We start from the raw sequence: 24,789 nt of genomic DNA, 5'->3' as shown, positions 1-24,789 counted from the left end.
TTAACACTATTTCTCTTTATATTTAGGAATACACACAATAAATTCCGTGCCCTTCCCTTCCTCACTCTCGACTTTTATTTCTCCTTGATGAAGGTCGAGTACTTTCTTTACAATCGCTAAACCTAAGCCACTTCCTCCATAAGCACGATTTCGTGAAGAATCCGCTTTATAAAAACGCTCAAAAATATGTTGTTTCTGTTCTTCTGATATCCCAATTCCCGAATCACGAATACGCACTTCCACTAATGTCCCATATTCTTTTAACTGGATAGTAATCGTGCCACCACTTGGAGTAAATTTAATACTATTATGAATTAAATTAATCCACACTTGACTCATACTTTCTTGATCGGCAGTTATATGCACTTTTTCTAAATCAAGGTCTAATTCAATTTCTTTTTCATCCCAAAGTGGTTCACTATTTAACACAATTTGCTTTAATTGTTGATCTAATCGATAGTTCACTTTTTCTGGTGTATATTCTTCCGACTCTAAAAGAGTTAGCTTCAGTAAATTTTGACTTAGTTTAGATAATCTCGTTGTTTCCGTTTCAATAATGGCAAGGTAATGCTTTCTTTTTTCCTCGGAAAAATTATGGTCTTGTAGTGCTCTAGCAAATCCTTTTATAGAAGTTAATGGTGACTGTATTTCATGAGAAACATTCGATACAAATTCCTGGCGCATTTTCTCCATCGCATTCAATTCATCTGTCATATCATTTATACTTTTTACGAGCACACCAATTTCTCCATCATATTTCTCTTCATTTCGTATTTTTACGGAGAAGTCTCCTTTTGCAATTTTTTGTATCGGTTCAATAATGGTCCAGATCATTGCCTCTCGCTTCGGTCTCATTAATATCCCGATCAATACCCAAATAAGAATAATAAATATAAAGCCGACCATATCACTAATTAGAAAAGTAACAAAAGGCGATACTTGTATTTCAAGAACATCTAATATACTAGATGCTACATAAAATGCTATAGACCAAATTATAGTGAGGAAAGAAAAAAGTGCTATTACCGCTCCAATTACTTTTAGCATCTTCAACTTACTCATTTGTTTTCTTTTTCTCATCTACTTACCTCTAAGCGATACCCTAATCCTCTTATCGTTTTAATACTAAATTTCGACTTCTCTTCTTGGAACTTCTCACGTAACCGATTAATATGAACATCTAATGTACGTTCATTTCCTTCAAAATCATATCCCCATACATCTTCAATTAATTGCTCTCTTGAACAAGTTCTCCCTGCTTTAGAACCTAAATTAAAGAGCAATTCGAATTCTTTTAATGGTAATGTAACTATTTGTTCACCGATTGTAACTTCAAATGTTTTACGATTTAACAGTACATTTCCAACTTGAATTGATTGTGACACTGTAATTTGGTAACGCTTCAGTAATGCCTTTACTCTTACTACTAATTCTATAGGGTCAAAAGGTTTTACAAGATAATCATCTGTTCCAAGGTGAAATCCTTTTACTTTTTGAGACGTTTCTCCTTTAGCAGTTAGCATCAAAATAGGGATATCATAGTATTTCCTTAATTCAAAACATACATCAAACCCATCCATATTTGGCATCATGATATCAAGAATAACCATATCGACCTTCACTTCATCTATTTTTTGAAGTGCATCTAATCCATCAATTGCCTCATATGTTTGAAAACCTTCTCGCTCTAAAAATACAGAAACGAGTTCTCTAATATGTGGATCATCGTCTACTATTAAAATGTTAGGTATCAAAGAAACCATCTCCTTTCTAATTAGCATCCTTAATAAAACTTTTAAAAATGAATAATCAGCGGAGTACAAACCCCACTGATTATTCATTTTATAATGCGCCCTCTTTAATTTTCAATTGCTGCGTTGCAAACTCACGATACATGTCATGTGTACGTAATAATTCATCGTGCGTACCACTTCCTGTAAGGTTCCCTTTTTCAATAAAGATAATTTTATCCGCATCTACAACTGTAGAAAGCCTATGTGCAATAACTAACGTTGTTCTGCCTTTCATTAAGTTATTTAATGCCTTTTGAACGACAGACTCTGATTTACTATCTAAACTTGAAGTTGCCTCATCTAACATAAGAATTTGTGGATTTCGAAGTAATGCTTGGGCAATGGCAATTCGCTGTCTTTGTCCTCCGGAAAGCTTCACACCACGTTCTCCAACTTCTGTTGCATATCCGTTCGGTAAATCATGAATAAATGCATCAACATATGCCATCGCTGCTACTTTTTCAATTTCTTCATCTGTCACTTCGCCCTCAACACCGTAACAAATATTATCACGAATCGTTCCATCGATTAACGGACTATCTTGTGAAACGTAACCAATTTGACGTCGCCATGACTGTAATGAATAGTTCGTAATTGAGTCTTTTCCTAATTTAATGGCACCGCTAGTTGGCTCATAAAAACGTTCTAATAATGAGAATAACGTCGTTTTCCCGCTACCACTTGGCCCTACAATCGCTGTTACTTTTCCTGATTCAATTGTGAAATCAATATTTTTTAAGACTTGCTCTTCTTCGTTATACTCGAAATGTACATTTTCAAGAACAATTGGTTGTTTAGCATTTGTAACTTTCACACCAGTTTCATGATCTTCTACTTCATATTCTAATATCGTATTAATTCTTTCCGTTGCACCAATTGCCTTTTGGAATTGTGTAAAGAACATAGATAATTGACTCATCGGCATGATAATTTGAACTAAATATAAAATAAACGCTACAAGTTCACCCGTTGTTAATGCACCGCTAGAAACACGCATTCCACCATACCCTACGATAATAACAAGTAATGCCATTAAAACAAACGACATAACTGGTGAAATTAACGCTTGCACTTTTCCCTCTTTCAAACCAAATTGCAATAACTTTTGTATACCTGTATTCCCTGTTTCATATTCTCTTTTTTCTGTATTTGAAGATTTCACTAAACGAATTTCTGATAATACTTGCGTTAGCACACTTGTAAAAGAAGCTGTTTCATCTTGAAGTGCTTTTGAAATCTTATACATTTTTCGTCCGAGTGGAACTAAAATTAGTACTGATAATGGGATAACCGTTAAAAGTAAAAGTGTCATTTTCCAATCTAAAACGAATAGTACAATTAATGATCCGACGATTGAAATACCACCTGTTAATAAGTTTGACAAATGCTCAGAAATTAATGTTTTCACAACTCCTGTATCATTTGTCATTCGGCTAATTGTATCGCCTGTTCTATTTTGATCATAATAAGATACTGGCAATATAAGCACCTTTTTCCACAAACGTTCTCTCAGTCCAGCTACAATCTTCTGTCCTATATAATTTAGTAAATATATAGATAATCCTGCAGCTACCGTTTGCATAATAAAGAATGCAACTAGCCCAACAATTTGTCCTGTACTAATTGACGAAAGTGAAAAATTATCTACTAATCCTTTTGTTAACATCGGAATAAATAAACTTGCTCCCGTAGAAAGCAAACTCATTAATAACGCAAAAACAAGAATACCTTTCGGAGGATTTGTATCTTGAATAAGGCGTAAAAACTGCCTCCAGCTCCCTTTTTTCTTTGTCCCATTTCTAACTTCCATACATGTTCATCTCCTCGTGTTAAACCAAACTGTTCTTTCTAAAAATAGAATACAATACAAATGTAAACTGAATGTAAACACACTTTTTCTGTTTTTACAAAATATACATACAAACGCATCTTTACAACAAGTATAAACATCTGATATTATTACCAGGTACTTAATATTATTCTATGTGAATTATAGATAACCAATTTACAATACTATATAAATCTCCCGTTATTGAAAGGAGTATCCTTTTTGCAAACAAATATACATTCCGAAAAGGAAACAATCATTTTTATTCATGGATTAGTCGGCAATCGTCGCGCCTTCAAAAAAGAGCATAAACGATTTTCCGCCTCTTACAACATTATTACTTATGACTTATTAGGTCACGGTGATGACAAAGGAGAAGCTATCGAATTTTCATTACAGCGTCTCGTGGACCAATTATTGAACTTATACGAAAAAGAAGGCATTCAAAAAGCTCATATTTGCGCTTTAAGCTACGGTTGTTATATCTCTACCATTTTTGCACAAATGCACCCAGAAAAAGTATTAAGCATTTGTCATATTGGTGGACATTATAATAATCCTTCCCTTTTATATAACGTATTTCAAAAGTTTTGGGAGAAGCGAGGAGACGATTACTCTAAATGGCTCTCTCAATACGCAAATACCATTTTTCCAAGTGGCATACTAAAAGCAAATCCGTTCGCAGTCATTTCAAGAAATATTTATTACCGTTTCGGATTGCAATTACACTCATCAATTATTGCCCAATCATTACGACACCGTTTAGAATTCGATTTAAAATCTAAATTAAAATCACTTCCCCACCCTATTCTATGGGTAATGGGCGAACATGATCATCTCTATAAATCTTGTCTTTTTGATTTAAAGTCTATTCTCCCTAACGTTTTATATAAAGAAATACCGTTAGCAGGTCATGCAGCAAACTTATTTCGCCCCAACTACTTTCATGACCTATACGCTCGATTTTTAAATGGGAAGTTACAGTAAAAACTACTACATTCCCAATCTATTCAACTATAAAAAGGCTTCCCAAGTTTCCCTGGAAAGCCTTTTCTCTATACGAAAAGTATATAAAACTACTTTTTCTTAGTATGCTTTTGTGTAACCTAACATGTGCTTGCTCCAGTAAGAGTTGCTTACAGAACTGATACGTACACCAGTTGCATCAGTTTCTGCACTAATGAACTGACCGTTTCCTAAGTAAACACCCATGTGAGAAGGACCTGATTTATAAGTATTTTGGAAGTATACTAAATCACCTGGTTGTGGATTGCTAGTTTTTGTTTTAGAGCTCCAGTATCCAGCAACTGTTTGACGAGCGCCTTTATGACCAGTTTGATTTAATACATAGTGAATGAATCCACTGCAGTCAAAACCAGCAGGTGTTGTACCAGCAGTTCTGTATGGTGAACCATTTAAAGATCTAGCGAATCCAGCGATTGAAGATGTATCTCCACCAGTTGTTGGTTGTTGTACGTCTTTACCTGGTTGTTGAACGTTATTTGTAACGTTGTTTACTCCGCCTTTTACAAACTTAACGAAGTCTGCACTTACGTAACCTGTGCGGCCGTTATGGTTAATTTTGTACCAACCATTTTCAGCGCCAGTAACGTTTAATACTGTACCGTTTGTTACACCACCGATTACAGCGTTGTATGTAGCTGGGCCTGTACGTACTTTTAAAGCACCAGTGTTAACAACATAAGAACCACCAGTTTGAACTGTAGTAGTATTGTTGTTTGTAGTTGGTTGTTGTGTTTGGTTAGATACAGCAGAACCACCTTTTGTTACGAAGTCTTTGCTTACGTATCCAGTTCCACCATTGAAGTTGATTTTAAACCAATCTTGTACTTCACCAACAACTTGTACTGTTTTACCTTTATTTACAGAGCCTAATACTGTATGAGATGTACTTGGGCCTGTACGTACGTTAAGTGAAGAAACGTTTACTGTGTAAGTACCAGTTCCTTGTTGAACAGTAGTTCCTGTTTTACCACCAGTCGTTACGAAGTCACCACTTACATAACCAGTTTGACCGTTTACAGTTACTTTGAACCAACCGTTTTCTTGTCCAATTACTTGTAGTACTTGACCTGATTTTACTTTAGAAATCACGTTATGTCCTGTACCAGCACCTGAACGAACATTTAATACATCAGCAGTTACTGTGTATTTTAAATCAGATTTTGTTTCTACAGTTTTTGTTTCAGTTACAGTCGTTTGAGTTTGTCCATTAATTTCTTTTAGCGCTTCGTTTGAAACTTGTGCTTGAGCAGAATCCATACCTGGAACTGCAACACCTACTACAGAAGCTGCTGCTAAACCTGCAATTACTTTTTTCATAAGTTGTCTTTACTTCCTTTCCCTACTATCCTCTTAAAAAAACTTCTAAACTTAATACTTTACAATATTATCAAAGTAAAATATTCATTAAGTTCCATTTTTTAGCAAGAGTTTTATTTTTCACACAGAGTTCATTTTAAATGAATGAAGTGAATTCCGTGTGAACTTCATGTGAACTTTACCATTAAACTTAATGCTTTTGCAATGATTTTTTCAAATTTCTTATGTGTCTCATCGAAAATTCGACATCTCACTCATTATCTTAATATACATTTTCTATCCACTTTAAAAAACTCTATGAATCTAATACAATGCAAAGAATGTATTTTCTAGTAAAGTTCCTTCCATGTAGCATACTCTTATCATGACAAAAAATACTTTTTTTATCAATAGTATAATATTTTTAGAAAACTATTTTTGATACTATCTATCGCTTTTAAAAGATTTGACGATTTGTAAGATTTAACTTCAAAAATCCTGTTCTAATTTGACGAAAATACACTTTCAGCTACCTACTTTTCACTACCTATGGAATTTTCAGGATATTTATATTATCATATATACAGTAGTATTTTAATCCATTCAAATTTTATTTACCCTACACTGAAACCAATCGAACTTTCACAGGTCGGTTACATTGAATTTTGAGATGGAAATCTTATTGCCCCTAAATAGTGAAATCAAAAAGGAGGTATATTTATGAAAAACATAATAGATGATCCTATAAATAAAAATATTGAACTATACTATGCTTTTTTTCAATTCGTTTCAATTATCACCTTACAAAAAGTATCAACTATTGAAACACGTAAAAATGAATTAAAAAATCAGATGAAAAATTCCTATCAAAAAAATCCTTATTACTTATAAAAGGTGAACAGGTTGTATCCCTGTTCACCTTTTATCGTTCCTACATTATTTGTAAATTTTTACACGGTTTTCTAATGGTTGGTATTCTTTTTCACCTGCAGGTACCACTGGTTTACCAAACGGCATTTGCGCAGTAAGCTTCCAGCTTTCTGGAACTTCCCATTCTTTTCTCACTTCTTCATCAATTAATGGATTGTAATGCTGCAATGTAGCACCAAATCCTTCGATTTCTAAAGCTGTCCAAATTGCAAATTGTAACATTCCTGAGGATTGCTGAGACCAAATTGGAAAGTTCTCTTTGTATAATGCAAAGTTTTCTTGCAGTTCTTCCACCACTTGACTATCTTCAAAGTATAGAACCGTTCCATAACCACTTTTAAATGCATTCATTTTTTCTTCAGTAGATGCAAAGTTATTTTCAGGTACAATTTTTCGTAACGTTTCTTTCGTAATATCCCATAACTTATCATGTTGTTCTCCTAGCAAGACGACAACGCGAGCGCTCTGAGAGTTAAAAGCTGAAGGTGTATGTTTTACAGCATGATAAATCACTTCTTGAATTTTTTCATCAGAAACTACTTGCTCTTTACTAATCGCATAGATAGATCTTCGGTCTTCAATTGCTGAGTAAAAATCTTTTGCCATCATAATTCCCTCCAATTTTCATTTGAGGCTTTTTCATATGTATACTTCACATTACGCCTCTCGAAACTTATCATTAATAAGTTTCTAACTTTATAATATCAACAAACAATACTAAACTCAAATAATAAAACTCACATATTTTACCTTTTTATTTCATAATGCTAAAAATAAAAAGGCAATTTATTGTTACTGATCATACGTAACAACAAATTGCCTTTCTTATATAATGATCTAACTCAATATTTTACTTACTTAACTAAGCCAAATGCATAAGACATTAGCTTATTTGTCTCTGTAAAACGCTTCGTTTTACCTTTCGTTCCCATTACAACTGTAATAATACGAGTATCCCCTTGTTTTGCTGTTCCCGTGAAACAATACCCTGCGCTATCTGTGAATCCTGTTTTTAATCCGTCTATTCCTTCTATATATAAAGCTTTATTATTTTTGTTTAACATATCATTTGTACTTATAACATTAATATTATTAAATGCTAACTGACTTTGACGTAAGTGAGTTACTTCTAATATTTCTGGATAATCTTTTATAAGATGATATGCCAAGTTTGCTACATCAGCAGCTGTCATCTTCGTCTCACTTCCATCAGGTTCCTGTAGTCCTGATGCATTTGCGAATTTAGCATAATCCGACATTTTTAACTGTTTCGCTTTTGCATTCATAAGTTGAACGAAATCTTTCTCCGTTTTTGCCATATGTTCCGCTAACGCCACAGCCGAATTATTTGCTGATTCAATCATTAATGCATGGAACAGATCTTTAACAGTCAATGTGTCATTCACTTGAACTGGGATTCTCGCACCTTCTGTTTGTGCCGCTTTCGCACTCATTTTCACCGGATCTTCCCAGCGAACTTTCCCATTATGTACATTTTCTAATAAAAGGTACGCTGTCATCATCTTTGACATGCTAGCTGGTGCAAAAGCTTCATTTTCATTATATTGATAAATAATATCTCCATCACTCGCATCGATAATCATAGCTGCTTTTGCATCAATTTCCGGTGGTATGTACTTTGGTGGTACTACTTTTTCAGTTAATCCTGTTTCAGGTAGTTCTGCCACTTGTAAAGGTGGTCCCTCTACACTTGCTGTACTCTTTTGAGTTCCTTGGAATAAGAACCAACATACCCCTAAAATAATAACTAATAGGATCGTTACCCTTCCCCATTTTAACTGCTTCATTTCAAAACTCCTTTAGTAACCCTTTTATACACTCACATTCAACCATAACAACTTTCCCTTAATATCGTCAAGGTAAAAAGCATATTTATTCATCTACTGCAATTATTATTTCAATGTATTTATGTTACAATAAAAACACCGAAATATAAGAATATTCAATTACAAAATCTCGCGAATAAACTATTTAAATAGAAGGGATTTATACAAATGCTACTTCCAAAATCATTAAAATACGGAGACACAATTGGGATCTACTCACCTTCTTCTCCAGTAACCTACACTTCTCCCAAAAGATTTGAACGAGCGAAATCTTACTTACAACAGAAAGGATTTCATATATTAGAAGGTTCACTAACAGGTCGATATGATTATTATCGTTCGGGTAGTATACAAGAGCGTGCTGAGGAACTGAATGCTTTAATAAGAAATCCTAATGTATCCTGTATTATGTCAACAATTGGCGGTCTAAATTCTAATTCCTTATTACCTTATATTGATTATGATGCTTTTCAAAATAACCCTAAAATAATGATTGGCTATTCAGATGCAACAGCTTTATTACTAGGAATTTATGCAAAAACAGGAATCCCTACATTTTACGGTCCGGCACTCGTTCCCTCCTTTGGAGAATTCCAGCCTTTTGTAGATGATACATACAAATATTTTGCAGAAACATTACTGCATGATCAAGCGCTTCCTTACAGCATAAAACAACCTTTATTTTGGTCAGACGAATTTATTAATTGGGAAGAGAAAACGAAAGAAAAAGAACTTAGACCAAATAATTGGATTTCCGTAACAAACGGACAAGCTACTGGACGGATAATTGGCGGCAACTTAAATACAATACAAGGAATTTTGGGTAGCTCTTTTATGCCGTGTATTCAAGAAGGAGATATTCTATTTATTGAGGATAGCTCAAAAGATGCAGCTACTATTGAAAGAAGCTTTTCATTACTTAAAATTAACGGTGTATTTGATAAAATTTCAGGTATTATTCTTGGAAAGCATGAGCAATTTGATGATTGTGGTTCAAATCGCAAACCTTACGAAATACTTTTAGAAGTACTGCAAAACCAAAGAATTCCTTTACTAGCTGACTTTGATTGCTGTCATACCCATCCGATGATCACTATACCTATAGGTGTTCAAGTGAAAATGGATGCAACTAAAAAAACAATACATATTTTAGAAAAATGGAAGATATAAAGTGAAATTTTAATCAGCCCTCACCAATTGGACTAACCGGCAAACAGCGTGATAAAAAATACTTATACCATAGGAAGAAAATATAAAAAAGCTCCGTTATTACAACCGGAGCTTTTCATTATTGCCCTAAATTTTGTATCTTATCTTTCAAATCTCGAACTTGATCTACTGTCTGCATAAGCTCAGAGTTTTTAAATTGCTCTACATCCACTTTCCCTTCTTCTATCTTTGTCATCGCCGTATCAATTAACGTATTTAGCTTTTCATTATATCCGACGATTTGCTGATGAAGATCCTTTGCTACATCAGGTGGCGTTAATTCATTGAAAGCGGGTATATCTTGTTTAATTTCACTAAGCTTCGTTTCTAATTCTTTTCGAGCTTCGCTATTATTAACGGCCTTTTCAGCTAATGCTGGTGCATCATTTGCAAACGCACTTATTTCATTTACATAGTCTGTCGCTTTTTGAGCATAATCTATGGAGTTCTTTCCTTGTTCAACTAGTGAACATCCCATCAAACCAATTGTAACTATAAATACTAATAAAATTGATTTTATTTTCATTTTAGGCTCCCTTCGTCTTTATAATTGTCTGTAAGTTTCTCTATCCTAACTTCTAGCTAAATTACTTATAACCTTTTTTCAAATAGCTATTTACCCTCTTACATGCCCGATTACTGTTACAACATCTACTTCTATATGTACGCTAATAATATCTTCAATTATATCCGTATACCCTTGTCCTATAGCTGTTCCATAGTGTAATGTAAGCCCTTTCTTTTCATACACTGACTTTGGTACTGAAAAAATAAATCTCCTCCAGTTTCTTTCATCAGCCGGTTCCATAATTAAAACAATCCCATCCTCATCAAACATATACGCTCGCCCTCCAACTTTACATTCACTATGGCTCAGTATTGCCTTGGTCAGCAAAATTTAAAACATAATAAGTTAAGATACACACTCTGCTACACCATAAAAATAAAAAACATTCATTCTTTTTGTTAAGAATGAATGTTTTTTAAAAAATCAATTTCTAACTCTAGCATCTTTCTTTGACGAGGTTTTATTTTTCTTACGGGAACTCCAGCATAAATATACCAATCTTCTAAACTCTCTTTCACCATACTCATCGCACCTACTGCCGTGCCTTCTCCTATAGTTACATTTGGAAAAATAATAGAATCAGCACCAATAATCGCATGTTTTTTTAAAATAACTTTTTCTGTTTTCACATTCCTATATTGCTTCTGGACAGTTGGCCCCATTAAAGTATTTCCACTGAAATCATCTAGTACTGCATATACGATTGTTTTAGCTGAGATATTTGCAAAGTCATGCATTTCAATCCCAACTTCCCCTCCATATAACGCTGTATACGCTGATATATGCGAATAACTTCCAATTGTGATTTTGCCACTTAAAATGCAAAAATCATCAATTCTTACATTATTACCAACTGATATAACACCTGGATTATATATACTTGCCTTTTTACTAATCAATACATTTTTCCCAACAGATAAAAATCCAATTTTCTTTAGCTCTTCTTGACTATAAAAACTATTCATCTGCCGACACCACCTTCTGTCCTAAACAGATTACAATTTGTTCTACTATTTCTTTCGTCATCCCTTCCCATAAAGGCAAACTTACTATTCGTTTTGCTATTTTATTCGTTTCTATTAAATCTGTAGACTTATAATTTCTAAAAAAAACTTGTTGATGGCATGATGGCGAAAAGTATAATCTAGCTTCTATTTTCTGTTTTTTCAATTCTTCTATTACTTGTATGTTGCGAACTTCTTCCGGACAAAGAATAGGCATAAATTGTTGAATAACTGCTTTTGTCCTTTGGAGTTTCCATCCTTTTTTCATTAATCTATTACTTTGTAACAACTGTTTATACCATTCAGAAATACGGGTGCGTTCTTTTAATTTTCCATCCCATTTTTTCATAGTTGCAATCCCAATAGCGGCTGCGTATTCAGACATTTTACAATTAAACCCCATCATCGTACATTCACGATTTGTATCAAATCCGAAATTCCCCATTTTTTTAATACGTTGTATATCTTCTTCGTTTTTACTATATATGAGCCCTCCTTCACCAATTCCAAAAGGCTTTGTTGCATGAAAGCTATATACGATCATTCCACTAAAATCTTGACCGTAATGCATCCCTCCATTCATTAATCCAAATCCCGGTGCCGCATCTACGACAACCGGAATCCCCTTCTTCTCTAATTCTTCATATTCTTCTAAGTTCATCCATGAGCCAAACGTTGCGTACGGGACAACAATCGCAACCTCTTCTTTTAATTCTTCAATCTTATCCAAAAGTACTGTTTTATCCATATACCAATCTTCTATTGAAATATCAATAAAATAAGGTTCCAATCCACACCAAATAGCCGCTAATGGAGTTGCTGGGAATGTAAAACTAGGCATGAGGGCATACTTTCCTTTTTTTCTTTTCTTAAGTTGAATGGCCGCCATTAACCCTAACGTTGCGTTTGCTACTGTTGTAACAGCTCCCCTGTTCTGAAAAAATCCCGACATAATCGTTTGTTCAAAACGTTGATTTATAGGTCCATAATTCGTATATATGTGCGATGTATCAATTTCCTTCAATTCATCCAAATACTCAATTACTGGTACAGTTGAAGCACGTAAAAAAGGAATATTCTCCATATCTATTTATTCCTTCCTATCATTTTCGGACAATATAGAGCATATCTGTTTCAGATAAGCCCAATTTCCTCGCACTTTTCATTCCTTGCCTTTCAGCTATGTTATATAATTCCACCTTAAATCCTGCATTCATTAATCGTTGAACGAATCCAGATTGATTATATATTCTCACATGATCTTCTTGACCAAAAGCTAATTTCCTCAATTGTGGTGTTACAATTAATTTATTCTCTATAATAGAATCTACATTCATTACGATTGGTACTTGAATAATTCCCCATCCATTTGGCTTTAAAACTCTATATAACTCTCGCATTGCTTTGTCATCATCAGGAACGTGTTCTAATACATGGCTACATAAAATTACATCAAACGTATTACTATCATATGTAATGCTTGTAACATCAATTTCCTTCATTAATGGATCCTTTGGTTCTATATCCCCACATACATACGTAATATTTTTATACTCGTTAAACCAATCTCTTACATTCGCTTCAGGTGCAATATGAAGCATAGTATATTTTCTACTTAACAAGTCCGTTTCCGTTTCAATGTACGCACGATACAATCTTTCACGATCCATTGAACTACAAACTGGACATATCCCTGTATCTTTATTCCACATCTCAAATTTATATTTCGGAAAATCATAATGTGCTGGCCAAGGTGAAAATTTTTCAAATTGTTGATTGCAATATTGACAATAACAAGATTCTTTCTCAAACATATGAGCAACTAGCTTGTTTAATCCTTTTTTAATCTTTTCATTATAAATTTGATCTAGTTCTCCATTTCTTACTGCATCCTTAACTATAAATCCCGCATTTTCTAAACAATAAGATAAGCTCTCTTTATAATCCCTCTCAGAACTTAAAAACCCACTATTATATGCATCTATAATTAATTCAATCCACTCTTCAATTGTCATTAAAATAAAATGCAGTTGTTTTTGATTTTGTCCACTATGTTGTCTAAAATAACTAAGAGGCTCTTTTATATAAACTACTTTCCCTTTCCTCATCATATCTAACCAAGTTGCAATGTCATTAATAGCAGAATAAGACTTCCCTTTAAAATACCCAAACTTCCCTTCAAACAAGTTCCGATTAAAGAGAACAGTTGTCGGCTCACCCACTATATTTTTTAAATTTTTCAATATGTAATTCCCTAATTCTTTTCCTTCAAAAAGTGTAGTTTCTTTCGCAATTTTCATATTCAAAGTTGAGGGTGGTAATATCTCTCCGTTCTCATCAATCAGTTCACGATAAGACGTCACAAATGCAATATTTTCTAACGTCAAAAAGTATTTCATCATTCTCTCAATCTTTTCATGATGAAATAAGTCATCATCTAATAAAAAGTTTATATAATCCCCGTTCGCAAGTTCTATACACTTATTAAAGTTTTCAGCAACTAACGGAGTTTCATTTTTAACATATGTAATACACTCATATTCACGTAAATACGGTTGAATCATAGCATTGACTTCATTATTTGTACTGTCGTCAGAAATAATAATTTCAATATTTTCATATGTTTGATTCAGAGCGCTGTTAAGCGCCAATTCCAAGTAATACGGTCTATTGTACGCAGGAATAAGTATACTTACTTTCGGTAAAGGAGAATTATTATTTATATGTTGTTTTTTCTTTTCTATGTTTATTTTCTTTTCTTTAATTTTTTGATAATAGTCTAATGTATATAATATTGATGATGGAACTATCTTTCTTGCATAATCTAGAAAATTAGTTATCGCTTTATCTAACTCTTTTTCGTTAGATAAGAAACCATATTTTTCTCCTGCTATAATACTATGTGAAAAATCTTCTAATCCATCCATCATTTTATTAGATTCATTTAACTGTTGATGTGGATGTAATCGAAAGTAACTCAGTGTCTCTGCTATATATACTGCTTTTCCTTTACTTAATAAAGATAACCATGAAGCTATATCTACGTTACAAAGATACCTCCTCTTATCAAAAATCCCATACGGTTCTTGTAAATCATTTTTACGAAATAAAACTGTTGTCGGTTCTCCAATATAATTTTTTTGATCCACAATTACCCTATTTGCTAATTCTGTTCCCTCTATAATCGTATCCTCTTCAAATAAACGGACAGTTGAATAAATATGTCGTAGTTCTTTCCCTTTTTCATCAATTACTTGACGATGGGATGTTACAAGCTTGATTTCATTATCTAAATCATTGAAAAAACACTTCATCATTTTTTCAATTTTATCCACACGAAAGATATCATCATCCATTAAAAAATTTATATACTCACCGTTCGCTTCATTAAATAACATGAGCGCATTTTCAAATTGTCCGAGAGTTGACCTGTTTTTTATATAAATAATATTTGATTGATCACATAAGTATTTTTGTAACACCTTTTCTGTTTCATCATTCGTACTATCATCTCCAACTATAATTTCTATATTAGGGTACGTTTGTTCCAGCACACTACATAACGCCTCTTCAAAGTAGCGAGGACGATTATATGTAGGAATTAATACACTTACCAACGGAAGTTGCTCTACCACCTCTTCAGTTCTTTCAATACGAGTTCTCATTTTACTCTCTCACCTCTTCGCATATTATTTATATACGCGACACAAAAATCACATTACTTTAACCGAATGGAGCCTATATACTTTTATGCAGACATGAAACGAAATATCATACTTTTCGTTCTTGAATAAACATATTTAATAACACGGACATTTTATTTGCACCTTTTTTATTCATATGATCACTATCATAAAAATCTTCATCACAAAATAATGGCGAATCAAATAAATCTATAATTTGAAAAGAATATTGAGCTTGAAAATCGTTTATGACTTTATAAAAATCTTCTTTTAATTTCTTACTACTACAATTGAAATAATGTGAAGTAACAGGGAATACAACAATTAGTGGTTTTATATCATGTTTTAAAAGTAATTCTAAATATGTTTTAAAAATCATTTTATTTTCAACTAAAGTATGAGGATATACCAATTTAGCATGTGAAGCTGCTCTTATTTTCCCGTGTTCTTCAAAAGGAATGTGAGGAGGAGTAGTATTCCATTCAGCATTTATCCAGGGCAGTATCAGTGATTCATCTTTTAGTTCGTCTAATAAAATATATTCAAAATGCAAATTAAAAATAGAAAAAATTGGTTTCGGAGTATTTAGATGTGAGAATCCATCAGTGGATAGAGGAGAATGAACGACAGTATGATGACCGTCTTGAAACAATGGATAATATACTTTGTGAATTCTATATGATTCAGATGATAACGACATGTCAAAGTAAAATGAGAAATAAGCTATTCCTATCAAACAATATTGAAAGGAATGATCGTTTGATAGAAGTTGTGATGCTATTAAATAATCATAGTATAGATCTTGCGATGGAAGTGTTAATTTTATTGACTTTTTTGAGAGGAGCTCCGTACTTATGCCACAATGTGGATAAGACAAGCCCGTCGCAAACAATTCATACGTCGGATCACTCTTTGCTTTTTTCATAGAAATGTATAGAGACATAAGATCCGGATTTATTTGATAGATAGAAATTAATTTATTCTTCCATTCATACATGTATTTTGTTAAATTAATAATTTTTGTACTTTGCACGCCCCTGTTTATCAATTCATTTGTAAGTTTTTCTGCGTCCACTCTCCAAATGACTATATATTGAAAAGAATTTTCTATTTGAACAATAGCTGAAACGTCTACAATATGAACGATTGTTTTACATTTATTTTTGTCTAATGCATTTTGAATCTTCTCCCTTGATAATTCATCACTTAAAACAATAATTTTATACTGCTCCTTCATGTATATCCCCTCCATTATATGTATAATATGAAATTCATTTTTCATTCGTAACGATCATATACATTTGCCATCCATCATTAAAAAAGAATAGAATATTCATTTCAAAACAAAAAAATAGCTCCACCATTAGGCGTAGCTATTTTTCCATTACATACTTAATAAAATTATATTCCTTTGTCTAACTCATAAAGCATACGATACTTTTCGTTTTCTTTAAGAAGTTGTTCATGACTACCTTGCATCACAATTTGTCCACGATCAAGGAATATTACTTCATCAACATGCTCCATTCCTACAAGATGGTGCGTAATCCAAATTACTGTCTTTTCTTCCGTTGCAGAAAACATTGTTTCTATTAAAGATAATTCTGTCTTTGGGTCTAAGCCGATTGTAGGTTCATCTAGTACAATGATTGGTGCTTCTTGCATTAGCGTTCTAGCAAAAGCAACCCTTTGTCTTTCCCCACCAGAAAATCTTTTTCCCATCTCATGCATTTTTGTTTGTAATCCATCTGGAAGAGAAGCAATATGCGAAGCTAATTGTGCTTTCTCTAAAGCTTTCCATATTTCTTCATCCGTAGCCTCTGGTTTGCCGATTCGCACATTATTTCCAATTGTCGTATCGAATAAATGCGGCTTTTGATTCAATACAGAAATATATTTTGATAAAAGATTCGTATGAGCATGTTCACTATTCAATAAAACTTCACCATGCAATGGGCTTAGCGCACCTGTTAACAATTTTAACAAAGTAGATTTTCCGGTTCCGCTTCTTCCTAAAATAGCGATTTTCTTTCCTGCTTTTATTTGTAATGATACGTCTTTCAATACAATTTCATTACTATCTGGATAACTATACGATACATGATTTAATTCAATGTCTATATGTTTTGGTGCAACATAATCTTTATCTCTAGGTAATTCCTTTTCATCCTGTAAAACACCATTACCTTCTATTTGATTTAGACGATGAGCAGATTCTACATATGATGGAATTCGATCGATAGCATCTGAAAGAGGAATTAACGCGTTTGTGACAGATAACGTCATTAAGACGAAAGCCGCAATAACGGTTGGAGCAATCTGTTCACTCGCCGCCTCATTTCCAGTCCATATGATCATTGAAATGACTACAATCCCTACTACTAATTGAATGATACTGTCCCGAATATGATTCCAGCGCTTCATTCTTTTTTCCGTTTTTAGCAATTGAGTATTTTGCTCTACATATTTATCAATGAATTCATCTTTTCTACCACTTGCTTGCCAATCAGATAATCCAAAAACAGCATCTGTTAGTTGTTGATACAAACGGTTTCTTCCTTGCTTTAAAGTAACATGATGTTGCTTCATTAAAAGCAAGGATACAAATGGAAGAAGAAAAACGATAATAGCTAACATACATGCTGCAATAAGTGCAAACACTACGTCAAATGCACCGATAACAAGTACGAATATGCTATATACAACTAATGCTAATATGCTAGGAAATATTGTACGTAAATATAGGTTTTGCAAATGCTCTATATCTTCGGATAATACACCTAACATATCACCCGTTTGAAATCGTGAACGGAAAAATAGCGCCTGCGGTTCTAATATCCTATATAGTTTCGTTCTCATCTTTTCTAATATGCGTAGTACGACATCGTGTCCAACTAAACGCTCTAAGTAATGAAATACCGCTTGTCCTATACTAAACGCACGTGTTGCAACGATAGGAACATATACAGCCATTACATTTTCTGGTCTAAGAGCAGATTTAGAGATTAAATAACCTGAAATGAAAAGTAGCATCGCACCTGAACTAACTCCAAGAAGACCGAGGAAAATAGTTACAGTCATTCTACCTTTATTTTGCTGTATATAAGGTTTAATCCAGTTACTCATCTCTATCCCCTCTCTTTCCTGTGAAAATGTAATGCTTCATTCTTTAAAAGTTCTTCATACGTTCCGCTTTCTATCATTTCCCCTTTATTTAAAATAAGAATATGATCCATCTGTTTCATCCAGTGAAGACGATGTGTTGCAAGAAATATTAATTTACCTTCAAACAGACGTAACATCGCTTGCTTTATTTCAAATTCAGTTTCAATATCAAGATGTGCTGTAGGTTCGTCTAATAAAATAATTGGCTTTTTACTTAAAAGTGCGCGCGCCATTGCGACACGTTGTTCTTGTCCGCCACTAAGCATACGTCCACCTTCTCCAATTCTTTCGTACATCCCATTTGGAAGTGACGTAACGAGTGAACGAAGGCCAACTTCATTAATAACTCTTTCCACTTCTTCATCGGTTGTATTTGTTTCATAGAAACAAATATTATCTTTTAATGAAAGCGGGAAAATGTAAGGTTGCTGCGGAATATAAGCAATATTCTTTTGCCATTCTTCACGAGTAGACCCGTCAATTTCCACACCATTTACGATCAGCTTTCCACCCGAAGGAGTTAAAAACCCTGCTAATACGTCAATTAACGTCGATTTCCCTGCCCCACTTTCACCAATTACACCTATAGCACCGGCACCTTTCCAAGTAAAATCAATTCCCTCTAATATAGCTTTTTCCGATTCATCATTCTTTACTTTTACATCTTGTAATTTCAAGTTACTAGAGGAATTCCATATTAGATCTACATTAGATTCTTTCTTTCTCATTTCTTTTTGTTGCTGTAAAATCTCTTCTATTTGCTCCATTGCAAGTTGTCCATCTAACGTAGCATGATAATTTGCTCCAACTTGTTTAATCGGCAAGAAATATTCCGGAGCTAAAATTAAAATCGTAAGGGCTGGTAATAGTACAATTGTCCCATCTATTAAACGTATCCCTAATCCGACCGCCACAAATGCAATTGATAAACTCGTAAAGAAATCTAATGCAAAAGAAGAAAGAAAAGCAACTCGCAAAGTACGCATCGTTGCTTTTCTATATCTTTTACTTACTTTTTCAATCTTTCCTTCGTGCTGTTTACTTTTACCTAAATACTTTAATGTTTCTAATCCTTTTAACGTATCTACAAAATGATTAGAAAGAACACGATATGTTTCATATTGGCTATCCGCCATTTTCTGCGCTGCTAATCCTAATAGGATCATAAAAATAATTACGATAGGAATCGTTACAACTAAAATGATTCCAGACTCAATATCTAGCGTAAAAACGTATAGTACAATTAACCCCGGTACGATACTACTTCTAATCATTTTAGGAATTGTTAATTCAATGTATGTTTTAAATTTCTCAATACCTTCTATCGATAAGGTAACCAAATGACCCGTTCCAGCAGTTTGAACATACCGTGGACCTAATGTAAAATACGCCTCTATTAATTGTTTTCTCAGTAGCGATCCTGTTTTTTCAGCGAAACGTTCCACTAATATTTGCGATATTCTAACTAGCATGTGACGTACTGCAAACATGATTCCAAAATAAACAGTTTCATTTAACACAGATTGCACTGTTTCTCCTTGAAATAAAAACGTAATAGCCCGCGCTAAAAACACTGTTTGCGCAATAATACTTATAGCTTCTAAAATGCTAATGAGTGTTAACACTACATATAAAACTCGGCTACCAGGATACGATGGAAGTCCTCTTTTTCTTTTCATTAGTACTCCAAATCTTTATCTGACTTAACAGGTTGTCTAAACACATAGAAACTCCATATTTGACTTCCCAAAACAAATGGCAATATAGCAATTGAAAAATACGTCATCAGTTTTAGTGCATAATCTCCCGATGCTGCATTATAAATTGTTAAATCGTATATTGACCCTAACGAGCTAATTAAGACACGTGGGAACATGCCGGCAAACACACTCGCACTTAGTAAAATAATTGTTAAACTCGTCATAACGAAAGCCCAACCATCTCTTCTTCTTTTATTTAATAATGTTGACGCACATAATGCTACAAAAGCTCCGATCGGAACCATAATCCACTCTGTACCATGACCAGTGAATATATCTGTCTTCCATAACCCTACACCGGCAAAAATAAGAAGTGCTATAATTGCAAGCGGTGCAATTTTCAACGCAGCAATACGCGCACGTTCTCTTAACTTACCAGTTGTACGTATAGTAAGGAATTGCAATCCGTGAACAATACATAACAGAAGGAACATAACTCCTCCAAGTAATGCAAATGGATGAAGTAATTGTAAGAATCCACCTACAGCATTTTTCGTCTCATCAATTGGAATACCTACCATAAAGTTAGCAATGGCAACTCCCCAAAGGATTGGTGGTAGTAAACTTCCTAAAAACATACCCCAATCCCAAAAACCTTTCCATTTATGATTGTCTATTTTTGCACGGAATTTAAAGGAAACACCTCTTATAATTAAAGCAAGAAGCATAAACACAAAAGGAATGTAAAACCCACTAAATAAAGTTGCATACCAGTGCGGGAATGCCGCGAACATAGCACCACCAGCACAAACAAGCCATACTTCATTTGCGTGCCAAAATGGACCGATTGTATTTAAATATATTCTTTTCTCTAAATCGTTTTCCCCTAAAAACCTTGAAACTATACCTACACCGAAATCGAAACCTTCAAGTACAAAGAATCCGACGAATAAAACCGCAATAATAATAAACCACAACTCATTAAGAGATAACATACTCATCCTCCTTATCAAATGGATCATGGCTTTGAGAATCCTGTTTCGCTTTCTTATTCTCATGTCCTTTAATGATACGAACGAATAAGTAAACTGTAATTCCACCTATAATTAAATATAGTGATGTGAACGAAACCAAAGAGAATAATACTTCTCCGAACGTAACATTTGGAGATACAGCATCTTCCGTTTTCATAACACCGAAAACTACCCAAGGCTGACGTCCCATTTCAGTCATAATCCATCCTACTGTATTACCGATAAACGGTAGTGAAATTGCATACACCATTAATTTTAAATACCAAGTTTTTTCAGCTAATCGATCTTTTCTTGATAAGAACCATCCGTACGCTCCTAGAAGAAGCATAAATGTTCCACTCATTACCATCGCTCTAAAACTCCAGAACATAGTGTGTACTGGTGGAATATAATCTCCAGGCCCATATTTTTCTTCATATTGCTTTTGAATTTGATTCATCCCTTCTACTTGCCCGCTAAATTTATCATATGATAATAGACTTAGCATATAAGGGATTTGAATTTCAAACGAATTTTCTTGCTTCTCTGCATCAATTTTCGCAAATACTGTAAATGGCGCTGGATCCTCACTCGTATTCCATAACGCTTCAGCTGCTGCCATTTTCATTGGGTGTGTCTTAATTAATTGTTGTGCTTGCGCATGACCGAAGAATAATACTAGCGCAGTGGTAAGTGTTCCAACAATGATAGAAATGCGGAACGATTTTTTAAACACTTCAGTTTCTTGTGATTTAGTTATTTTCCATGCACTCACACCTGCAATAAAGAATGCACCAGTTGCAATTGCCGCTGTAATTGTATGCGGGAATTGTACCCATAATTGTGGGTTTTGAATAATTGCTAAGAAATCATTCATTTGTGCACGTCCATCTGCTGCCATTTCATATCCTACTGGTGATTGCATAAATGCACTTGCAGTTAAAATCCAAAATGCAGATAACATTGTTCCAATTGAAAGGAGCCAAATACATAAAAGGTGAATTCGCTTCGGTAATTTATCCTCGCCGAATACCCATAAACCTAAGAATGTAGACTCAATGAAAAATGCTAATAAACCTTCAATCGCTAGTGATGGACCAAACACATCACCTACAAAACGTGAATAGGTTGACCAGTTCATACCAAACTGGAATTCTTGTAAAATACCAGTTACTACACCTACCGCAAAGTTTACAAGGAATATTTGTGTCCAAAACTTTGTCATCTTTTTATAAATTTCTTGTCCCTTTACCACATACAAGGTTTGCATTAACGCAATGATAAAAGCTAAACCAATAGACAGCGGAACAAAAAAGTAATGGAAAATCGTTGTTGATGCGAATTGTATTCGTGCCAATTCGAGCGTTTCCATACTACAATCACTTCCTTCATAATTTTTTATATCGTAATTTCGATTGAATTGTATTAATAAAACAACTCAAATCTTAGAAATATAGAAAGATAAATTTGTTTATATACTTTTAGAAAATATAAATTTTCAGTTTTTAAGATAATTACAAAAGAACTTTTTCATAAAATTTACCTTTTCACTATTTCAGTAGTGTTTTATCCGTTAATCGAATTGTATAATATTCCTGCATAGTAAATTCAGCAGATTTTTGACGTATTATTGACATCATTTTGTCTGAAATATGTCTTTTGGAATTTTTTTGAATTAGTTTTTTTCATAAATAAAATGTGCTTTTTTAATATAAGACTTACTTTTATATTAATAAAATAATCATTTTTCTCTTCATACGCTTGACTTTCCTCCAAAAAAATGTCCTATGAATCAATTAGAAAATCAGCTGTTTTTTTGTCAAGAGAAAAATGCATTCCCAAAATTCAAACATGAAATAATGTTATTCAAAAATAGAAAACACCTCCCTCTTTCTAGACTAAAAATTCATTTTTTTGTCATTTTTCCAAACTGAATTAATACATAAAAAAATACCGAGAATCAGTTAGACTCTCGGTATTTTTTAAATTATTTTGCTGTATGCTTTCTAATAGCCGGTAAAATTTCAGTAGCAATTAATTCAATGTTTTTCTCAATTTTATCAAATGGTACACCACCAAAATCAATTTGTGCCATAAAGCGTTGTTGCCCAAACAATTCATATTGATAAAGCATTTTTTCAATAATTTGTTGCGGGCTACCAACCATTAACGCGTCACGGTAATCTATTGCATTTGTAAATTGTTCTTTCGGATACCCACCACCGCGTAGCGTAAGCATACCAGCATTAATGTGAGGGTAGTATTCACTAAGTGCATCTTGGGAATTTTTCGCTGTATAAAATAAACTCGTTGTTGCAACGGGTAAACTTGCTGGATTGAATCCACTTTGCTCAGCCGCCTCACGGTAAGCATCTACTGATCCTTTAAAGTTAATAGCTGGACCACCTAGTGTCGTTATCATCATTGGTACACCTGCACGTCCTGCTTTAATCGCACTAGCTGGCGGGCCACCTACTGCACGCCAAATTGGTAAGTTATTGTTTTTAGCTCTTGGAATAACCGCTGCATGCGCAAGCGGTGCTCTGAACTGTCCATTCCATGTTACATGTTCCTCTTTATTAATTTTTAATAAAAGATCCATCTTCTCTTCAAATAACTCTTCATAATCATTCACGTCATAACCAAGTAAGCTATATCCCCCAATACGCGATCCACGGCCAGCCACAATTTCTGCACGTCCACTAGAAATCAAATCAAGTGTAGCAAAGTCCTCGTATACTCGTACCGGATCAGATGTACTTATTATCGATGCTGAACTTGCAATTTTTATATTTTTTGTAGCTTGTGCAATAGCTCCTAAAATCACTGTATGAGCTTGCGTTGTAAAGTGCGTTTGATGACTTTCACCGACAGCAAATACATCAAGTCCCGCTTCATCCGCTAACTTTGCTGTTTCAATTAATTCATGAATTCTTTGTTCAGCACTAATTTTCTCTCCGTTATGTGGATTTAAGACATGATCCCCAATTGAATATAATCCAAATTCCATTCCTTTACTTGTATCCATACGGTATTTTTCCATCATTACTCTCTCCTTTAATGAAGTGGTATTAGTTTCTCTTCTAAAAACGTCGGTAATTCAAATGTATCTCTCTATTACTTACAACATCACTTGATTAGTCAATTGATTTCGTAAAAAAAATTACTCTTGTGGTAATTCTTTTTTTTCGCTATGCTTATGAACTTTCGTCATTAGTTCGTATAATATTTTCTGCTCTTCTTCATTTAATACATCATCAAAAAACGAAGATTGAAATGCAAGTTGCTCTGGCAATGCTTTCTCTAAAGCTACTTCCCCTTGCTCTGTCAGACTAATTGTTTTCGTTTTCCAATCTTGTTTTCGTACAATATATCCTTCTTTTTCAAGACGAGTTAACATTCGAGAAATACCGCCTTGTGTAACAGTTACCTTTTCAGCTAACTCCATTTGTGTTAGCGGCTGATACGTACGTATTTGCAAAAGCACATCAAATTGAGCCGTTGTTAAATCAAAACGTTTTAAAAACTCATTTGACATCTGATTACTTTGATTCGTAAATCGTATTAAACGTAACCATATTAATGATCCAATCGTATTATCACGCATATTTGATCACTTCCTATCGTGAATCTTACTATCACTTTACTACGCAAGTGATAAAAAAGCAAGAGAAAAAGTGAAAAATATCTCATTAGAGTATTGCATAAATAACGATAAGAAAGAATT

General features: G+C 33.8%; 21 protein-coding genes. 3 read left to right on the top strand and 18 right to left on the bottom strand.

The window, feature by feature from the left end; all coding sequences use genetic code 11:
* Window positions 1–6: 6 nt before the first annotated feature.
* From hitS to DN390_RS29865, 3 genes are all read right to left on the bottom strand, one after another.
* Window positions 7–1,080 (bottom strand): envelope stress sensor histidine kinase HitS, encoded by a 1,074-nt coding sequence (gene hitS, locus DN390_RS29875; protein ID WP_147809291.1) that lies wholly within the window; start codon window positions 1,078–1,080, stop codon window positions 7–9.
* On the bottom strand, window positions 1,077–1,754 hold the full coding sequence (gene hitR / locus DN390_RS29870) for an envelope stress response regulator transcription factor HitR (protein WP_218944385.1): 678 nt from the start codon (window positions 1,752–1,754) through the stop codon (window positions 1,077–1,079). The genes hitS and hitR overlap by 4 nt, the downstream gene beginning before the upstream one ends.
* Before the next feature lie 88 nt (window positions 1,755–1,842).
* Window positions 1,843–3,603, bottom strand: coding sequence for an ABC transporter ATP-binding protein (locus DN390_RS29865; protein ID WP_147809290.1), 1,761 nt, complete (start codon window positions 3,601–3,603; stop codon window positions 1,843–1,845).
* A 240-nt stretch (window positions 3,604–3,843) separates the two neighbouring features.
* Here DN390_RS29865 and DN390_RS29860 point away from each other — a divergent pair, with 240 nt between their 5' ends.
* Window positions 3,844–4,608 (top strand): alpha/beta fold hydrolase, encoded by a 765-nt coding sequence (locus DN390_RS29860; protein WP_001194292.1) that lies wholly within the window; start codon window positions 3,844–3,846, stop codon window positions 4,606–4,608.
* Between the two features lie 99 nt (window positions 4,609–4,707).
* On the opposite strand, the gene entFM is transcribed toward DN390_RS29860, so the two are convergent.
* Complete coding sequence (gene entFM, locus DN390_RS29855) at window positions 4,708–5,964, bottom strand: enterotoxin EntFM (RefSeq protein WP_147809289.1); 1,257 nt, start codon at window positions 5,962–5,964, stop codon at window positions 4,708–4,710.
* A 699-nt stretch (window positions 5,965–6,663) separates the two neighbouring features.
* On the opposite strand from entFM, the gene DN390_RS29850 reads away from it, so the two are divergent.
* On the top strand, window positions 6,664–6,834 hold the full coding sequence (locus DN390_RS29850) for a hypothetical protein (protein WP_060630485.1): 171 nt from the start codon (window positions 6,664–6,666) through the stop codon (window positions 6,832–6,834).
* Window positions 6,835–6,879: 45 nt separating this feature from the next.
* Here the strand turns inward: DN390_RS29850 and DN390_RS29845 are convergent, their stop codons facing one another.
* Both DN390_RS29845 and DN390_RS29840 read right to left on the bottom strand, forming a co-directional pair.
* Window positions 6,880–7,482, bottom strand: coding sequence for a nitroreductase family protein (locus DN390_RS29845; RefSeq protein WP_176524209.1), 603 nt, complete (start codon window positions 7,480–7,482; stop codon window positions 6,880–6,882).
* A gap of 245 nt (window positions 7,483–7,727) precedes the next feature.
* On the bottom strand, window positions 7,728–8,681 hold the full coding sequence (locus DN390_RS29840; RefSeq protein ID WP_060630483.1) for a D-alanyl-D-alanine carboxypeptidase family protein: 954 nt from the start codon (window positions 8,679–8,681) through the stop codon (window positions 7,728–7,730).
* Window positions 8,682–8,888: 207 nt separating this feature from the next.
* On the opposite strand from DN390_RS29840, the gene DN390_RS29835 reads away from it, so the two are divergent.
* A complete protein-coding gene (locus DN390_RS29835) occupies window positions 8,889–9,890 on the top strand; it encodes a S66 family peptidase (protein WP_147809288.1) in 1,002 nt (333 codons plus the stop codon).
* Window positions 9,891–10,008: 118 nt separating this feature from the next.
* Here the strand turns inward: DN390_RS29835 and DN390_RS29830 are convergent, their stop codons facing one another.
* The 12 genes from DN390_RS29830 to DN390_RS29775 form a co-directional block, all read right to left on the bottom strand.
* Window positions 10,009–10,455, bottom strand: coding sequence for a DUF6376 family protein (locus DN390_RS29830; RefSeq protein WP_147809287.1), 447 nt, complete (start codon window positions 10,453–10,455; stop codon window positions 10,009–10,011).
* A 90-nt stretch (window positions 10,456–10,545) separates the two neighbouring features.
* Window positions 10,546–10,767 carry a hypothetical protein gene (locus DN390_RS29825; RefSeq protein WP_033691611.1) on the bottom strand — a complete coding sequence of 74 codons (222 nt, stop codon included), beginning with the start codon at window positions 10,765–10,767 and terminating at the stop codon, window positions 10,546–10,548.
* A gap of 128 nt (window positions 10,768–10,895) precedes the next feature.
* Window positions 10,896–11,462 carry an acyltransferase gene (locus DN390_RS29820; protein WP_147809286.1) on the bottom strand — a complete coding sequence of 189 codons (567 nt, stop codon included), beginning with the start codon at window positions 11,460–11,462 and terminating at the stop codon, window positions 10,896–10,898.
* Window positions 11,455–12,585 carry an aminotransferase class I/II-fold pyridoxal phosphate-dependent enzyme gene (locus DN390_RS29815; protein ID WP_147809285.1) on the bottom strand — a complete coding sequence of 377 codons (1,131 nt, stop codon included), beginning with the start codon at window positions 12,583–12,585 and terminating at the stop codon, window positions 11,455–11,457. The genes DN390_RS29820 and DN390_RS29815 overlap by 8 nt, the downstream gene beginning before the upstream one ends.
* A 19-nt stretch (window positions 12,586–12,604) precedes the next feature.
* Window positions 12,605–15,166, bottom strand: coding sequence for a glycosyltransferase (locus DN390_RS29810; RefSeq protein WP_147809284.1), 2,562 nt, complete (start codon window positions 15,164–15,166; stop codon window positions 12,605–12,607).
* Window positions 15,167–15,272: 106 nt separating this feature from the next.
* The gene (locus tag DN390_RS29805) at window positions 15,273–16,421 is read right to left on the bottom strand and encodes a hypothetical protein (protein WP_098952062.1); all 1,149 of its coding nucleotides are present in this window, start codon (window positions 16,419–16,421) and stop codon (window positions 15,273–15,275) included.
* Window positions 16,422–16,585: 164 nt separating this feature from the next.
* Window positions 16,586–18,310 carry a thiol reductant ABC exporter subunit CydC gene (gene cydC, locus DN390_RS29800; protein WP_147809283.1) on the bottom strand — a complete coding sequence of 575 codons (1,725 nt, stop codon included), beginning with the start codon at window positions 18,308–18,310 and terminating at the stop codon, window positions 16,586–16,588.
* Window positions 18,311–18,312: 2 nt separating this feature from the next.
* Window positions 18,313–20,028, bottom strand: coding sequence for a thiol reductant ABC exporter subunit CydD (gene cydD, locus DN390_RS29795; protein WP_147809282.1), 1,716 nt, complete (start codon window positions 20,026–20,028; stop codon window positions 18,313–18,315).
* Window positions 20,028–21,044, bottom strand: coding sequence for a cytochrome d ubiquinol oxidase subunit II (gene cydB / locus DN390_RS29790; protein WP_016088315.1), 1,017 nt, complete (start codon window positions 21,042–21,044; stop codon window positions 20,028–20,030). The genes cydD and cydB overlap by 1 nt, the downstream gene beginning before the upstream one ends.
* The gene (gene cydA / locus DN390_RS29785; protein WP_060630475.1) at window positions 21,031–22,434 is read right to left on the bottom strand and encodes a cytochrome ubiquinol oxidase subunit I; all 1,404 of its coding nucleotides are present in this window, start codon (window positions 22,432–22,434) and stop codon (window positions 21,031–21,033) included. Before cydA ends, cydB begins: the two co-directional genes overlap by 14 nt.
* A gap of 615 nt (window positions 22,435–23,049) precedes the next feature.
* A complete protein-coding gene (locus DN390_RS29780) occupies window positions 23,050–24,105 on the bottom strand; it encodes an LLM class flavin-dependent oxidoreductase (RefSeq protein WP_098952071.1) in 1,056 nt (351 codons plus the stop codon).
* A gap of 120 nt (window positions 24,106–24,225) precedes the next feature.
* Window positions 24,226–24,669 carry a MarR family winged helix-turn-helix transcriptional regulator gene (locus DN390_RS29775; RefSeq protein ID WP_060630473.1) on the bottom strand — a complete coding sequence of 148 codons (444 nt, stop codon included), beginning with the start codon at window positions 24,667–24,669 and terminating at the stop codon, window positions 24,226–24,228.
* Window positions 24,670–24,789: the final 120 nt, after the last annotated feature.

It is taken from the genome of Bacillus sp. SH7-1 (assembly GCF_008042405.1).
Lineage (GTDB): Bacteria > Bacillota > Bacilli > Bacillales > Bacillaceae_G > Bacillus_A > Bacillus_A thuringiensis_N.
The sequence above is the reverse complement of the archived record's forward strand: the minus strand, read 5'-3'. Positions and strand labels throughout refer to the sequence as shown.

What these genes read in the sequence shown, in the direction of transcription:
- entFM (WP_147809289.1), bottom strand. Translation starts at nt 5,964, where the DNA reads ATGAAAAAAGTAATTGCAGGTTTAGCAGCAGCTTCTGTAGTAGGTGTT.
- hitS (WP_147809291.1), bottom strand. Translation starts at nt 1,080, where the DNA reads ATGAGAAAAAGAAAACAAATGAGTAAGTTGAAGATGCTAAAAGTAATT.
- DN390_RS29840 (WP_060630483.1), bottom strand. Translation starts at nt 8,681, where the DNA reads ATGAAGCAGTTAAAATGGGGAAGGGTAACGATCCTATTAGTTATTATT.
- DN390_RS29780 (WP_098952071.1), bottom strand. Translation starts at nt 24,105, where the DNA reads ATGGAAAAATACCGTATGGATACAAGTAAAGGAATGGAATTTGGATTA.
- DN390_RS29850 (WP_060630485.1), top strand. Translation starts at nt 6,664, where the DNA reads ATGAAAAACATAATAGATGATCCTATAAATAAAAATATTGAACTATAC.
- DN390_RS29865 (WP_147809290.1), bottom strand. Translation starts at nt 3,603, where the DNA reads ATGGAAGTTAGAAATGGGACAAAGAAAAAAGGGAGCTGGAGGCAGTTT.
- DN390_RS29775 (WP_060630473.1), bottom strand. Translation starts at nt 24,669, where the DNA reads ATGCGTGATAATACGATTGGATCATTAATATGGTTACGTTTAATACGA.
- cydB (WP_016088315.1), bottom strand. Translation starts at nt 21,044, where the DNA reads ATGTTATCTCTTAATGAGTTGTGGTTTATTATTATTGCGGTTTTATTC.
- DN390_RS29820 (WP_147809286.1), bottom strand. Translation starts at nt 11,462, where the DNA reads ATGAATAGTTTTTATAGTCAAGAAGAGCTAAAGAAAATTGGATTTTTA.
- cydA (WP_060630475.1), bottom strand. Translation starts at nt 22,434, where the DNA reads ATGGAAACGCTCGAATTGGCACGAATACAATTCGCATCAACAACGATT.
- cydC (WP_147809283.1), bottom strand. Translation starts at nt 18,310, where the DNA reads ATGAGTAACTGGATTAAACCTTATATACAGCAAAATAAAGGTAGAATG.
- DN390_RS29805 (WP_098952062.1), bottom strand. Translation starts at nt 16,421, where the DNA reads ATGAAGGAGCAGTATAAAATTATTGTTTTAAGTGATGAATTATCAAGG.
- DN390_RS29845 (WP_176524209.1), bottom strand. Translation starts at nt 7,482, where the DNA reads ATGATGGCAAAAGATTTTTACTCAGCAATTGAAGACCGAAGATCTATC.
- DN390_RS29810 (WP_147809284.1), bottom strand. Translation starts at nt 15,166, where the DNA reads ATGAGAACTCGTATTGAAAGAACTGAAGAGGTGGTAGAGCAACTTCCG.
- DN390_RS29825 (WP_033691611.1), bottom strand. Translation starts at nt 10,767, where the DNA reads ATGTTTGATGAGGATGGGATTGTTTTAATTATGGAACCGGCTGATGAA.
- DN390_RS29830 (WP_147809287.1), bottom strand. Translation starts at nt 10,455, where the DNA reads ATGAAAATAAAATCAATTTTATTAGTATTTATAGTTACAATTGGTTTG.
- DN390_RS29815 (WP_147809285.1), bottom strand. Translation starts at nt 12,585, where the DNA reads ATGGAGAATATTCCTTTTTTACGTGCTTCAACTGTACCAGTAATTGAG.
- DN390_RS29835 (WP_147809288.1), top strand. Translation starts at nt 8,889, where the DNA reads ATGCTACTTCCAAAATCATTAAAATACGGAGACACAATTGGGATCTAC.
- cydD (WP_147809282.1), bottom strand. Translation starts at nt 20,028, where the DNA reads ATGAAAAGAAAAAGAGGACTTCCATCGTATCCTGGTAGCCGAGTTTTA.